General features: G+C 46.8%; 11 protein-coding genes. 3 read left to right on the forward strand and 8 right to left on the reverse strand.

Annotation, left to right across the window (positions count from 1 at the left end):
- Positions 1-47: 47 nt before the first annotated feature.
- The 7 genes from ACFVQB_RS15725 to ACFVQB_RS15755 all read right to left on the reverse strand — a co-directional run bounded on the left by ACFVQB_RS15725 (position 48) and on the right by ACFVQB_RS15755 (position 10793).
- On the reverse strand, positions 48-1040 hold the full coding sequence (locus ACFVQB_RS15725) for a sensor histidine kinase (protein ID WP_379440791.1): 993 nt from the start codon (positions 1038-1040) through the stop codon (positions 48-50).
- The gene (locus tag ACFVQB_RS15730; RefSeq protein ID WP_379440794.1) at positions 1037-1750 is read right to left on the reverse strand and encodes a response regulator transcription factor; all 714 of its coding nucleotides are present in this window, start codon (positions 1748-1750) and stop codon (positions 1037-1039) included. Before ACFVQB_RS15730 ends, ACFVQB_RS15725 begins: the two co-directional genes overlap by 4 nt.
- 80 nt (positions 1751-1830) lie before the next feature.
- Entirely contained in the window at positions 1831-2934 is a 1104-nt protein-coding gene (locus tag ACFVQB_RS15735) for a diacylglycerol kinase catalytic domain-containing protein (RefSeq protein WP_379440797.1), read from the reverse strand.
- Positions 2931-3971: an SPFH domain-containing protein gene (locus tag ACFVQB_RS15740; RefSeq protein WP_379440799.1), complete on the reverse strand. Its 1041-nt coding sequence runs from the start codon at positions 3969-3971 to the stop codon at positions 2931-2933. The genes ACFVQB_RS15735 and ACFVQB_RS15740 overlap by 4 nt, the downstream gene beginning before the upstream one ends.
- A gap of 246 nt (positions 3972-4217) precedes the next feature.
- A complete protein-coding gene (locus tag ACFVQB_RS15745; RefSeq protein ID WP_379441387.1) occupies positions 4218-5234 on the reverse strand; it encodes an iron-hydroxamate ABC transporter substrate-binding protein in 1017 nt (338 codons plus the stop codon).
- Positions 5235-5395: 161 nt separating this feature from the next.
- The gene (locus ACFVQB_RS15750) at positions 5396-9757 is read right to left on the reverse strand and encodes a glycosyl hydrolase 53 family protein (protein ID WP_379440802.1); all 4362 of its coding nucleotides are present in this window, start codon (positions 9755-9757) and stop codon (positions 5396-5398) included.
- A 316-nt stretch (positions 9758-10073) separates the two neighbouring features.
- Positions 10074-10793 carry a YceI family protein gene (locus ACFVQB_RS15755; protein ID WP_113052015.1) on the reverse strand — a complete coding sequence of 240 codons (720 nt, stop codon included), beginning with the start codon at positions 10791-10793 and terminating at the stop codon, positions 10074-10076.
- Positions 10794-10983: 190 nt separating this feature from the next.
- Here ACFVQB_RS15755 and ACFVQB_RS15760 point away from each other — a divergent pair, with 190 nt between their 5' ends.
- Together ACFVQB_RS15760 and ACFVQB_RS15765 are read left to right on the forward strand one after the other, a co-directional pair.
- Positions 10984-11670 (forward strand): response regulator transcription factor, encoded by a 687-nt coding sequence (locus ACFVQB_RS15760; RefSeq protein ID WP_379440806.1) that lies wholly within the window; start codon positions 10984-10986, stop codon positions 11668-11670.
- Positions 11655-13118, forward strand: coding sequence for a HAMP domain-containing sensor histidine kinase (locus tag ACFVQB_RS15765; protein WP_379440809.1), 1464 nt, complete (start codon positions 11655-11657; stop codon positions 13116-13118). The genes ACFVQB_RS15760 and ACFVQB_RS15765 overlap by 16 nt, the downstream gene beginning before the upstream one ends.
- A 161-nt stretch (positions 13119-13279) precedes the next feature.
- Here the strand turns inward: ACFVQB_RS15765 and ACFVQB_RS15770 are convergent, their stop codons facing one another.
- The gene (locus ACFVQB_RS15770; protein ID WP_379440811.1) at positions 13280-14092 is read right to left on the reverse strand and encodes an AAA family ATPase; all 813 of its coding nucleotides are present in this window, start codon (positions 14090-14092) and stop codon (positions 13280-13282) included.
- Between the two features lie 363 nt (positions 14093-14455).
- Between ACFVQB_RS15770 and ACFVQB_RS15775 the strand changes: the two genes are divergently transcribed.
- Positions 14456-14608: a DUF1540 domain-containing protein gene (locus tag ACFVQB_RS15775; protein ID WP_072733378.1), complete on the forward strand. Its 153-nt coding sequence runs from the start codon at positions 14456-14458 to the stop codon at positions 14606-14608.
- Positions 14609-14712 lie beyond the last annotated feature (104 nt).

Consider the following 14712-nt stretch of genomic DNA (forward strand, 5'->3'; position numbering starts at 1 on the left):
TCTCCTACATCCATAAAAAAAGCACCTTGCCCATGAGCAAAGCGCCTCTATTTTCGATTCACCCAGCTGAATCGGACCAATGTTCCTTCATGTGGTTTGGAGAACAATTCAATCTGGTTACCCAATCGTGTACTGATCTCGCGGACCAGATACAGTCCCATACCCGTAGATTCATGATACTGTCTTCCCCGCTCTCCGGTGAAGTAAGGATTAAACACACGATGAATATCTTCAGCCGATATGCCGATACCCTGATCCTGAATATCTAATACGATTCGTTCTTCCTCAATATAGGCGGTAATCGTGACTTTTTTACCTGCTTTGCTATCTGAGTAATTGACGGCATTGGTCAAAATCTGGGTAAACATGAACCGCAGCCATTTGGAGTCACTGTAGACTCGAAGGTCGTTGTCCATTCGGATATCCGGTGTAATTCCTCTGCGAATAAACAAACGTCGATTCTCAGCTACGCTGCTTCGAACCACCTCGGGTAGAGATAAAAGCTCTACGCGAAAATCCCCTTCGAACTGTTCCAGGCGTGAAGAATGAAGTACCATTTCCAACCCTTTGCGCATTTTATCCAACTCATCCTGTATGCTGCCTGCAGTTTTATCATCATCCACATCTTCCAGGGTCAACTGAATAATGGACAATGGGGTCTTCATCTGATGGACCCAACGATTCATGAATACAACCTGCTGCTCACTATGAATGCGCAATTGACCCATCTCATTTTGACGGTTACGCTCCAGTTCATGCATCAATTCCTGTAAAGAATTAGCCACAGGGGCATTACCGAGTGATTGGAAAGGCTCCTGTACCAGCCGTTGTGGCTGCTGGAGCACACGGTAATATGGATGGAGCTGGAAATAACGTACGGTCAGATACACGAGCAATACCACTGTACTCAGAAACATGCCATAAAGAACAATCCTCATGGGGCGTTCCTCACCTGAGAGCCAATATACACATGGGACAAGCAGCATTTGCAGCAGATAAAATCCGATAAGGGGTATCTGATCTCTTAAGAACAGTTTCATTGGCGCTCCTCTTGCACTGGTGACTCCAGATCTAGCAATCGGTAGCCCGCTCCCCGAACGGTTTCCAAAACCTCTTCAGCCCCGAGATCCTTCAGCTTGCGGCGAACACGTGTAATGTACACATTCAACGTATTATCATCAATAAAATGCTGATCTTCCCACATCAGTTCGAGCAAACGTTCCCGGCCCACTACCCGACCCGCCTTGCCCATCAGCGCTTCGACCAACACGGATTCCTTCTGTGTCAGCTCCACGGAACGACCATCGTACTCCAGCACATATCTTTCGGGGTACAGTAACATGGAGCCATTTTTCACTTTCATTTCTGGTTGTACAGCTGCATACATCCCATATGCTCTACGCAGGTGACTACGAACTTTAGCAAGAACGACCTCATATTGAAAAGGCTTCGTAATATAATCATCTGCCCCGTGCTCCAGCGCCATAACCTGATCCATGCCACTGTCACGAGCCGAAATAAATAGAATGGGGCAGATGGAATGCGAACGGATCTGTCTACACCAGTAGTAGCCATCAAACTGAGGCAGATTCACATCCATTAATACCAGATCCGGACCGAGCTGCACGAATTCATCCAGTACATGACGGAAATCTGCCACAATCTGCACTTGAAAACCGTTTCGGATCAGATATGCCGCCAGCAGTCCGGCGAGCTTCGCATCATCTTCAACCAATAATATGGATTGCATCGTCAACCTTCTTTCCGCTCCCTGACATATCTTCTACATCTAGTTTACCATTCTAGCCGGAAACGGTTTGGAAATAAAGGTCAGACTACGAGCCGCCCACGCTTCTCCGCTAAACCTATGGTGGCTTCTACTCCGGAATTAAATTCGAGAAAGTCCTGTTCCACCCCGTCACTGAAAATAATGCCGTCCTCCGGCATCTGGGAGACAATCTGCAAAGGCTGTTTTGGATGAATCTGTCCAAACACCAGATTGGCCGCAGTCGTCCGGCTGGGAAAGGGTTCACGTACTGTAAAATACAGATAAGGCGCATCCCAGCCGAAATGATTCAAGCTACTTATGCTTCCCTGTGCAGATGCTGTCGCAGGGATATGTGCTTCTGAATAATCTTTCCCTTTAGGCCTCGAGCCTGGATGAGAGCTTCTGCTGTCTCTATCGAGGGTGAACGCTTCACCCGATTGGATGTGCTGCCACGCTTCCGAGCCTACGACTCCAGCAGCACCTGCCAGCACACTTTTGAACCAGCCCGTCGAACCCATTCCCGTGGATACAATTACTCCGCTGGAGGATTGTTGTTCTACCGATGAACCCATACGAACTTCATAACGAGCAGATACATGCGTCTTTTGGCCAATGAACAGATCGTTGACGCCATAGAGATACTGCCCATCATTCAGCTCCACTTTGGCCAGAGTCACTTCTTTCAGGGAGCGACGTTTACGAATAACATCAGGAATAATGAAGCTCAGATCCTCCACCGTAAATGGCAGCAGTACCCCATCCCAACGCATCGGATCAGGATTTACACCAATGAGCGGCTGCTCGGTTACATACTTGAGCGTATTGGCAACAAGACCGTCCTGTCCAATCACTACCACAATGTCCTGTGCTCCAAAAATAAAGTTGGGCACATGTTCCCGATCAATGGTCTGAACCCGGCCCAGTTTGCTGAGCTGCTGCTGGGCCTGCTGCACGGAATGATGATAACGTCTGTCCTCCTCCAGGTAATCACTGAAGTCTGCTCCCAGGCGTTCAATATAGAACTGGGCTTGTTGGACCGTGTTATATCGGACCACCAAATCTTCCAGCCTCGTTCTGCGTTTGACCAAAATCAACTTGTATTCGGTCATGGGTTCTCCTCCCGTAGTGTGTGCAGCTACAGTCTGCCTTGCCTTCCCAAGTCTCATCGTGTTCGACCTCCCTGCTCTCTTGTCGGTGGATTCATCAATCCTTGCAGCAGATCCGGCGAGATGTTAAGCTGTCCAATTTTCCCGGCATTCTCCGCCAGCTCCTGGAATGCAAGGGCAATCAGTTTATCCGAGTTCATACCCATGTTAGCCATCGCCTGTAGCACGCTAGGTTCCACCTGTTGTAACGAGTTCATCACGGCTGCAATTTCATAGGCTTTGGCATCAGCCTCTGCATTCTGATTGGCAATCGTCAATTCAATAAGCTGTTGTTTCCATTCCTCCATCGCCGTATTGAATTGGAGCTGTTCCTGTTCCATCTCATTTTGTTTCTGTTTCACCGAACGCTCGGCATGTAATTGCGTTTCTCGAATCTGCTGTTTCTTCGTCTCCACGGCAATTTCCGTGTTCAGTTCGTTCTCCTTCACTTTCCGCTCCTGTTCAATGGATGCATTGCGACGTACATACAGCGCTTCGTCGGCCTGGCGTAAAATCTCTTCCCGCGCTTGTGCTTCCAGTGCACGCATCGTCTCTTTATTGGGCAAAATGGCCAGAATGGACAGACTCATCAGCTCTACGCCCAATTTCTCCAGTTCTTCACTCTGCACCACTTCCCGTTTCATGCTGCTGGCCAGCCGTTCACTCGACTGAATGGCCTCTTTCAAGGGCATCTGCTCCAAATGTTTTTTGGTTAGCACTTTGGCGGTCGTAATCACACGTTGATCCAACTTGCCAGGATCGTCGGAGATATATCTGTTTTTGCGCAAATTGTACGTGTAGTTTAAGCTTTGGGTGATTTTCATATAATCAACAATACGATAACTCAGTTGACCCTGAACCGTAACTGTTTGATAATCAGCTGTTATTTCTTCGAACATAAAGGGTACATCCACCGAAGATACAGGCAGAACCACCACCGACGTCGTCGGCTCATAATAATAAAAGGATAAACCTACACCTTGACGCTGTACCTGCCCATTCTTCACTTTCATTACGTACTCACTGGGTTGAAACTTCACGAATCGGAATCCAAACATCGCTCATTCCCCATTTCTTAATATTGTCATTTTGATATTATCGAAATGATAACAAACGAATTTAATATTGTCAATATGACATTAACAACATTTTTTTTTTGCTTTTGAGATCAAAAAAGACCTACCCCAGGCAGAAGCCTTAAAGTAGGTCCATTTCTATAATTATATTCAGTAATGGCAACTTATAATGGGTTAGTTTAGGCGAGACGCTAGCCTAACATTAGAAGTCACCACGTTGTTCATCATTTATTTGTTTTGTTCAGCGCTCTTCAAGATCAGATCAACAAACAAATCAATCTGGGCTGTAATGGCGATCGGATCATATCGATAGAATGTGTCAAAATCATTCTCGAAGAATCGATGATTCTTCACCGCATCCAGACCGTTCCATACTTTGGACTGTTTGAATTCCTTAAGCGCTTCGCCTTTTTTCTCAGGATCGTACACCGTCATGAACATGTAATCAGTAGCGTATTCTGGTAGTACTTCGAGCGATAACTGCACGGTCTGATTGTCTTTGCTCACTTTGCTCGGCATTTTCAGCTTCAAAGCATTGTATACAACTTGTCCGCCCCGGCCTGCGTTGTCGCCAAAGATCCACAGATCTCCTTTGTCCGTCAACTCGTATAATCCAACGGTCGTATTTTCGTCCACGATGCCTTTCAGCTTCTCGCGTCCTTCTGCCGCCTTTTTCTCATAATCGGCAATGAATGCCTTCGCCTGATCAGATTGACCAATCAAATCACCAAACAGCTCAACTGTCTTGTAGATATCTGTCGCTGTACCATATGGGATATGCACGGTTGGTGCAATTTTGGACAGTTCTTCGTAGTTGTCATCATACATCACAACGATCAAGTCAGGCTGTAATTCCAGCGTCTTCTCCACGTTCACCGGATAACCCACGTCTGTAGTGTCTTTTAGCTTGTCCTTAATGAACGGATTATCAAAGGCACTTGGCTCCACACCAATCAGATTACCGCCTACAGAGAGAATTTCGCCCCCGTAGTAATCAGTCACGATGCGTTTTGGATGTGCAGGAATGGTAACTGTCCCTTTATCCGTCTCATAATCGCGTGTTTCACTTTCCGTTGATTCATTCTGAGCTGTATCGGTTCCAGTGGATTCCTGATTCTCAGTCGTCTGCCCTGAACCGCTCCCTGTTTCATCCGTTGTCTTTCCTGCATTTCCGCAGCCCGCAAGAACTAGCGTAAACACAATGAATAACATGCAAATGGAAAGAATCGATTTGGATTTAAAAATAAACATGATGGCCCCCTATAATTCAATGCTTTTTATGATAATGGTAATCATTATCATTGGAATCATAGCAGAATTGATTACTAACTGTCTACAATTTTAATTGAAATCCATAAACAAAGGGATCGAGCCAGAAAGACCCGATCCCTATATCATATATACACTTAGAATTTATAGATCTGCTCCATCATTCTGGCTACAGCGACTGCACCCTGTGCACGGTTGGCATGCTGTTTAGGCGCAAACGAGCCATCTGCCATTCCTATAAGCAGTCCTTGCTCCTGCATCGCTGCAACAGCTTGTTTTGCATATTCAGCGATATCTGCGTTGTCACTAAATTCGCTACTGCTGGATGAAGAATTATCGGCTGCACTGGCGTTCTGCTTCATGACCTGTATCGCACGGTTTAACATCACCGCCATATCCTCGCGGGTAATACGTTCATTTGCTGCGAATGATCCGTCTGCTCGGCCTTGCACGATTCCCATCTCCAGACCAAGGCGTACGGAATCTGAATACCATTGATCATTCTTCACATCCATTGGAGCTGAAGTGGAAGTATCCGGCAAGCGTGATTCGCCAATACCCTTCATAATCATTTGCAAAAATTGAGCTCGTGTTAGTTCTGCTTGCGGACTGAATCGCGTATCTGTCATGCCTGAAATGATTCCTTTGCCATACAGATTCTGAACTTCTTTGATGGCCCATGAGTAGGATTGTAAGTCATTCAACGGCACCTGCACTTCAGTAATCACGAAACGGCCTGCTTGAAGCGGCTTGAAAGCCAGACTTTGGGTCATTTCATCATATTGAGTAAAGGTTACTGGTTTCATTTCCCCATTCGGCAAAAGGGATTGGATAACCAGCTCAACGTCTTCTGCATTTGAATTTTGCACATTCGACATCGCAATTTCAATGGATCTATCTGTCCACTGTAACGGCTGCCCGTTTAACAACAGATTTACACTGACCACGTTGCGGTTACCAATAGCTTTCGTTTGCGCTTCAGACAGATTAGCTGTGGAGTCTTCGGCCAAAATGACATCCATTGTAGCCACATCTTCGCTACGAGCATCCTTCAATAAACTTAATGGGATGCGGACAGATGTCTGCTTCATGGTCAGTTCAAGCGACTGTAATGCCAGCGTACGTGCCCATTCCTGAAGTTGATTGGCGTTAAGCTGAAAAGTCACAGCCTTTGCATCGTTGGGAACATCGGCAATCAAGGCCAGCTTTTTGCTGGCTGCTGCCATTCCTTGGATCATTTGAGACAACTGTTTCATCTCAGGTTGAATCACATAGGTGCCCGCTCCGGTACTTGTACCTTTGAATGTAATAGAACCACTTTCTCCTGGATTACCGGATTCAACAGGTGGCGTTACAGGAGGATTGCCAGCATTCTGCGATGATCCAGGTGTGGAAGGCTGCGCAGGTTGACCGGGCTGTGATGGCTGACCCGGGGTCGACTCTTGCCGTACAAGCTGACTAACCGCCTCTTTCAACGCGTTATCCGCAGCACTGATTTCCTGTGCACTGGCTTCTGCATCATCCATAAGCACGCGAGCAAATGACAGTGCCTGTGCAAACCCATTCCAGCTTGCTGCCGTGTAATTACTTTGATGCAGCTTCGCAGCGGAATTCACTGTAGTTCCCAAGGCAGATTTGTCCGCAGGGAACATTCCGTAAGCTTCAAAATCCATAAAGCCTACCCACTCAGAACCTGCCGTTACGGTAAGACGAATATAACGCGCCTCCGTGCCTGCGGGCAGGATATGTCTCGGACTGGTGGATACAACCACATCACTTGTTGTATCCACGACTTTGACAAAATTCTCGTTATCGTTGGACACTTCGATCTTATATTTAATTCCTCCACTCCACATGGACATTTCCAGTTTGCGGATCACAGCGGTTGCTCCCAGATCCACTTGCCACCAACTACCTACGCTCTGATCGGTCCCCCATGAAGTATTAGGATTACTGTCAATCGCTCCCCCAGGCGAGTTGGATTCTCCACCACCTGTACCTGCACTGCTTGATGCGGTAGCTGTTTTACCTGTTGTTAATGCTTCCAGCTGGATAAGGCTTTTGTTCGCTTTTTGAAGTGTAATCAGAGCCCCCTGCACTTCGGATTGTACGGCATCCTGCTTGTCTCTCACGGTGATTGCCGATAGCAATGCAGCTTTCAGGTTTGCCCAGCTTCGCTGTGTATATGACGATTCGGTCAACTGCTGGGTTTCTCCGATGAACTGTGTCAGCTCGGTTTTGTCTACATTGGACAAACCATGGATTGCTGCTTCCACTTGTTTTGCCGCCGTATTCACCTCGGTCTGGGTAGCTCTTGGGTCTGTCATGACCTGTTCTGCACGAGTAAGAGCCTTGGTCAGAACAGCCCATGTTGCAGCAGACCAATCCGCTTGCTTATACGTTTTGGCTTCGGCAATGATCGCCTCGAGAGGGTTCCGATTTGCCGCTATAACATCAAGCTGCTGCATAACCTCATTAAGAGCGGTAGTCGCAGCGTCCGTATCCTGTTGTGTCACACCAACAGATGTATAAGCCAATTTGTACGTATTCTCGGCTGCTACAATGGCTGGACCGAGTGTGGTCCAGCTTTCAGGTGTAAAATCACTGGATTCAAGCGCCATTGCACGTGTAATGGCTGCCGACAACTCTTTCCGATCTGCGGGCAGAACGTCTAAACCACGTTTGTACACATCCAGCGATGGCAGAGCACGCCCTTCATACGAGTAACCGCCATTGGCCGGATATTCGTCATAATCGAACATGGCATGATTCTCCCATGCGTCTCCCTCGGAAGCAATCCAGCCTACATTGGCCGCAATCCATGCTGGCTCCCAATAGAAGAATCCCGCTCCCTTCTGATTCGGAACTTGTGAAATCATATCCATAATGCCTGCAATCGCATCATATTGTCCCTGTACGGTTGCCGGGAAGGTAGCACCTCCCACATTCAGCGTTTCCGGGTTGCCAATAATATTGCCGTGCGCGTCCCCGTTTTTATACGAGAATGGATATGACGTCTCGGCAATAATGACTTCTTTTCCATATTTCGCGGATACCTCATTCATCGTTTTGCGCACATCTGCGAATGTTCCGTGCCAGAAGGGATAATACGACAGCCCGATGATATCGTACTGCAGTCCCTGTTTCTGCAATTCGCCGAAATACCAGTCAAATGTATCCGCTTTGCCCCCTTCAGCCAGATGGATCATGATTTGAACCTGTTCTCCTCCAGGGACATCGCGTACGCCGTCCACACCGCGCTGAAGCAAAGCTACATTTTCATCAAAATTGACGTTACTCTTCAATCCGTTTAACACACCGCTGTTGATTTCGTTACCGATCTGTACCATGTCGGGCATTGCGCCCGCATCCTTCATCTCGCCTACCACTTCACGCGTGTAATCATAGACCGCCGTCTTCAGGTCTTCGAACGAGAGATTTTCCCAGGCCTTCGGACGAAGCTGTTGACCCGGGTGTGCCCATTCATCGGAATAATGGAAGTCGAGCAGAATCTTCATGCCTTTCTCTTTTACCCGCTGGGCCAGACGAATTACATCTTCCTTGTCGTTGTATCCATTCGATTTCTGTGGATCATTCCACAGACGAAGCCGCACATAGTTCACGCCACGGTCTTTGAGAATATCGAGCAGATCGCGCTCAGCTCCATTGCTATCCAGATAATAACCTCCATTATCCTCAATGGCCGTTAACGTAGAAATATCCACCCCTCTGACAAAATCACTGCGATATCCTTCCACCGTAATGGTAGCTTCAGGAGGAATGGGAGCTCCATAGACAGCGCCTGTCACCGTGAACTTGCGTGCTGAAGCATACTGTGAAGGCTCTATTTCCTCCCACTCAACCGAAACAACACCCGATTTCCCGTTCTCGTAATGCGCCGTAACTTCATTAGGCAGAACAGGGGCACTCCGGCTTACTGTAGTTACGTTGACTGGATCATAACTTGTGATATCTGCCGGGTTCCGTACCTCTGCCTCTCCCCAGATTTGAAGCTCGGAAATGCCAGGCCAGTAGTTAGGACCCGCATAGTAAGGAATGGTTACCTTCACATACTGAACCGCATTCGCCTCGAATTCCAGCTTGACCAGCGATTCAGCTGTATCGTTCGCAGATTGATCTGCCACAGGTGTCCATGTCTGGCCATCTGCTGATACCTCAACAACAAACCTTACAACCTTATCCTTGTCTTTCCACGACAATTCCGCTCCGGATAAGTGAAACGGTCCGCCCAAATCGACCATCAGCCAATGCGGTTGATCTACTGAAGTAGGACTATTCGCACTCCATTTTGTATCTCCATTACCATCCACCGCTTTTTCTTTATAGCCCTCCCATTGTAGATCCTCTGAGCTGACCGTAACCGCCTTATTCAGCGCAACATTTACTTTCGCCGCTGCCGCTGCGGGCCGAACTGCCAGACCCAAATCACAGAACAACATCAGTAATACGAGACAGCCGCTTATGTATCTTTTGTGCACGCTTGATCTCCCCCTTATCATTTGTTTGGTTCACCTTTGAACAATGAATGTTGTAAATCATTATCATTGTAAGCGCTTTACATCAAACGAGGACACGGTATTATGCCAAGGAAACAGCAGTTATTTTAACTGAATGCTTGGTAATTCCTTGCTCGCCGTGGATCGATTTCCATTCTTCACAGAAAAAATCTGCCCCCTCCGCCACACGGGCGGATTGGAACAGATTCTGTCTGTTACTACAAGTATGAATAAGTAGAATTTCAGTCTACACTTTATGGAATTTTAGCATCACTTATATTCAATCATGCCGAGAAACTTACTTGCTGAGCTTCAGCTCCAGTTGAACCTGAATGTCATTTTCTGTAGAAAGGACCACCGAATGTGGATTCTCCATACCAAAATCTTCAAAGGTCACCATCGTTGTGGCGGACAACAGTACCTGGTCATTTTCATAAGCGGCTTTTACGTCAAACGCAACCTCTTTCTCAATGCCTTTTACCGTTAGGGTGCCGTTCATTTTAAAGTCTACGGTCTGTCCTGTCGCCCATTCCGTTGGTACACCTTCAAATGAGTTAGCCGTAAATGTGGCTTGTGGATGGGTGGAAACATCGAAGAAATCAGCTTCTTTCACATGTCCATCCCGCTGGCTATTGCCTGAATCAATGTCACTCATCTCGATCTGTCCATCCGCTTTCATCTGGGATGCATCGTCTACATTAAGGGTCAAGTTTCCACTAACCTGCTCGTCCGCAAAATTGACCGTTTCCCGGGATGTCGTTACCGAAAAATATACTTTCGAACCTTCGCTAATGCTCCAGTCTCCATTCAATTGCTCTGCTCCTGCTGCAACGTTGGATACACTTGTACCACTGTCCGATCCGGCTTCCGTTGTGGACGCTGCAGTGCTGGCAGGAAGTACCTGTTCAATCTCAACGTTGTTGCCCAGGTAACTGTTCGCGAAATAGTACCCTCCGCCTCCAAGAATGACGATTGCTGCCGCACCTGAGATCATCCATGTTTTTGTCTTTTTATTCATCTCTATTTCCTCCAATGGGTAACTGTATAAGTTGGTTATTTATCAGCATCTTACCAGCCCAATGTGTCAGGATGACGTCAAGAGATGACGTGTAACGCATTTTTTTCTGAAAATAATTGCATGATTGGCTTTGTGCTTCCGCTCATGTAAAATCAGTACACAAGCTTCTGAAGTGAAAGGAGACACTTTCTTGAAATCCATACTCATCGTCGAAGATGAACAAGCCATTGCCCGTGTGCTGGCTGCCTATCTTCGAAAAGCGGGATTCGACGTTCGTCATGCAGCGGATGGACCCACTGCCCTAACTTTATTTGATTCGGATGTGCCTTCCTTGGTATTGCTGGATGTGATGCTGCCCGGAATGGACGGTTGGGATTTGCTACGAATCATCCGCGAAAAAAGTGCTTGTCCCGTCATCATGTTAACCGCACTGGATGATATTCAGGACCGTCTTAACGGGCTGAATGCCGGTGCTGACGATTATATGAGCAAACCCTTTGTGCCCGAGGAAGTAGTTGCCAGAGTCAATGCTGTGCTTCGCCGCAATCCACACTGGACAGCTGAGGGTGAAGGCAAACGATATTTTGGCAATCTGGTCATTGATCTGGCTGCCAAACAGGTACTTTTGAACGGTGCCGAGGTTGCACTCACACCACGTGATTTGTCACTGCTCCTGTTTCTATCGGAATACCCCAACCGCACATTCACCCTGGACCATCTGATTGAACAGGTATGGGGCATGGACTATGACGGAAGTGACCGGGCTGTGGACCTGTCGATCAAACGGCTGCGTCAGGCGTTATCCCACTGGTTGCCTGAAACGGGAGAAATCCGGACTTTACGGGGAATGGGGTATCAATTTTGGATCGCCAACTAAAACGAAATACAACCAAACGTAAAACATCCATTCTGTCCTACTGGACACTTCGATATTTTCTAATCCTCTGTATTGGTTTCACCATTATTGTTGCAGGGGCACTTTACTGGATCAGAACTACTTCCATTGAAAAAGGTCTCAAAACGGCCCAGCTGCTAGGGCTGGAAATTGCCGAAAAGGTAACAGGAGCGGATAACAAACTGCATATTCCCCCGGATCTCGACAGACTCGTGGACAAGCGAACCAAGCTTTTCAATACAGATAATTACTTTTGTATTATGGTGCTCGACAACAATAATCAATTGATCTATTCCAAACCAAAAATGACGCAGCAAGATGTATATAATCGGCTGTCTGATGACCTACGCGAACCAAGAAACAAAAAATTCGCCGGGGTGACGGTCAATGTCACAGATGACGATCAGACGCTCGGTAAAGTGTGGGTCATGCAGTCCAAAAAATCCATTGCATACAATCCGGAAACGATGCTTGTGGTATGCATCCTGTTCGTTGCTTTAATTCTGTGTGGTTGGTTTACAATCTACCTCCTGTCCCGCAAGCTCTCCAGGCCTATTCGTCAGGTCGCCCATGCCGCAGAGCAGATTCGAAACGGAAATTATGAAGTCAATTTGGATCTGAACACACGGGAACGGGAGATGAATGAACTCGTTGAATCTTTTCGCGAGATGTCCATCCGTTTGCAGCAATTGGAGGAATGGCGTGCCCTGTCACTTGCTGGGGTAACCCATGAATTGAAAACACCGGTAACGTCCATTAAAGGACTCGTGATGGCTGTCCGGGACGATATCGTCAGTCCGGAGGAAGCAAAGGAATTCCTGGACATCGCACTCAAAGAATCCGAACGAATGGAACGTATGGTCGCTGATCTGCTGGATTACAATGCGATGAGCGCTGGAAGTGTTGCTGTTCGTCGGGAACGCATAGATTTGAATTTGCTGGTGGATGAGATTATCTATCAGTGGAAAATTGCTTATGAGGACAAGTCTCCCGAGATTGAATTGCACACACCTTCGGGTACCCTCTATACCATCGGTGATACACTTCGGATTCAGCAGATCATTGTCAACCTGCTCAATAACGGGCTGCAAGCAGCAGCTTCCGACCAAGCTGCCGTTTTTCATATCCATTTGCGTGCGGAGGCGGACAACCTGTTTGTTGATGTACAGGATAATGGTACGGGTATCATCAAAGACGATCAACCCAAGATCTTCGAACGTTTCTATCGTGGCGAGATCAAAAAACGCCGTACCCGCGGGCTAGGTCTGGGACTGACCTATAGCCGCTTGCTTGCTCGAGCCCAGGGAGGGGATTTAACCCTGACTTCCAGCAGTCCCGAGGGCAGTCTTTTCACCTTAGCCTTGCCACGTTGGTCGGGTCCTGAAAAACCAGAGATAGAACCATCTTACCGTGCAACGGCTAACGCGTAGTACGATGCATGCATGTCATAAACGAGCTTTCTCGTTATGCCGCCAAAGAACCAAGAACAAGCAGCCCAGGCAACTTCCTGAAATATCGAATAGCCCGGCATTCCTTCATAGGAACCGGGCTATTAAATATGTGACAGTGGTTGCTGATATTCATATGCAAGCTATGTGGACAGTACACGCGGCATATATTCTGCATACGCGTCATTAATTAATTGCTTATGCAACGGGCTGCTGGAAATAATTGCTTTCCGTTTAGCTTTTAAGACAATCTGCTCTACATCCGCATAACTGCATCCTGTGAGGCGTTCACACGTGAACTCTTTCAGTTGGCTCTCCTGCTCAAACTGCCCCATCAACTTGCTAATATATAATCTACGGCTTGCTTCATCCGGCATCCCATAGGTCATTTTGGTATCAAATCGCCGCCATATCGCATGATCCAGCTGAGTCTCCAGATTGGTAGCAGCAACCAGAATGCTATCTCCTTCGAATTCATCAAGACACTGCAACAATGTATTGACGACACGAGCCATCTCTTTAACCTCATCATTACTTTCACGTGTACGACCTACGGCATCAAATTCATCAAGAAATAGCAAACAGGGGTTAGCCCGTGCATATTCGAATAGTTTACGGACATTGCTTCCCGTCTCCCCAAGGTGGCTGTGTATAATGGCATCGAGTCTTACAAGGACCAGTGGAAGCTGAAGTCGGTGTGCAAGATGGAAAGCAGTTAATGTTTTGCCTGTACCCGGAGGACCAAACATCACCATTTTATTCGGCATCGGTACATCATGTTCAGCAAACTGATCTTTCATACCTAGAATGGTAATAAACTCCTCAACAACCCGTTCATTGTCTGCGGAGAATACAATATGCTTTGCCTTCCTTCCACACTCTTTCGGTGAATAAAAAGCGGCCATATCGATGCCCTTCGCTCGGGGTATCCGGTTTATATGGTTGGTTTTGCTCATCGTTGATCGTTCTCCTTCTTCTATTCTCAGGGGTCATCCAAGTTAAATCGTATCGATTCTATTCTCATTCCTATTTAACGATCTTTTAATCGTAATTATTACTATTAAACAATAACATAAGACGGCCTCTTTGCAAAGTTTCCATGACTTGTCCATCATATTACAGAAGGTCTCGTCCAATTTGTTGCAAGCGGCAGCAAAATTTGCTATTCTAAATATGCATCGTTGTGTATAACGCAAAAAAGCCCTCTATTTACTTGAGAGAGCACGAAATTTTTTCCAGATTTGCAAGCGGCAACTTGACATTTCCGGATATTCTTTTATACCAACGAATGTAATCCAATCAAAGTGAGGTTATCAATCATGGCAAAAGACGTATTATGTGAGGTTAATTCATGTCGTCACTGGGCTCAAGAGAACAAATGCAACGCATCTTCAATCTACATCGTGAGTCACAGTTCCAAAAAAGTAAGTGAATCCGCTGAAACGGATTGCAAAACATTTGAAGTAAAATAATAAATTCATATGGTACAAGTTAAAGGAGCCTTCGTGGTTCCTTTTTTCTTTTCCTATTGTAACAAGAATGATAATTATTATCAAGCTCTTTTCTGCAAAATTTG

It is taken from the genome of Paenibacillus sp. NPDC057886, assembly GCF_042796655.1.
GTDB lineage: Bacteria > Bacillota > Bacilli > Paenibacillales > Paenibacillaceae > Paenibacillus.

Coding starts and splice junctions, on each gene's coding strand:
- ACFVQB_RS15725 (WP_379440791.1), bottom strand. CDS start 1,040: ATGAAACTGTTCTTAAGAGATCAGATACCCCTTATCGGATTTTATCTG.
- ACFVQB_RS15730 (WP_379440794.1), bottom strand. CDS start 1,750: ATGCAATCCATATTATTGGTTGAAGATGATGCGAAGCTCGCCGGACTG.
- ACFVQB_RS15735 (WP_379440797.1), bottom strand. CDS start 2,934: ATGAGACTTGGGAAGGCAAGGCAGACTGTAGCTGCACACACTACGGGA.
- ACFVQB_RS15740 (WP_379440799.1), bottom strand. CDS start 3,971: ATGTTTGGATTCCGATTCGTGAAGTTTCAACCCAGTGAGTACGTAATG.
- ACFVQB_RS15755 (WP_113052015.1), bottom strand. CDS start 10,793: ATGAATAAAAAGACAAAAACATGGATGATCTCAGGTGCGGCAGCAATC.
- ACFVQB_RS15770 (WP_379440811.1), bottom strand. CDS start 14,092: ATGAGCAAAACCAACCATATAAACCGGATACCCCGAGCGAAGGGCATC.
- ACFVQB_RS15775 (WP_072733378.1), top strand. CDS start 14,456: ATGGCAAAAGACGTATTATGTGAGGTTAATTCATGTCGTCACTGGGCT.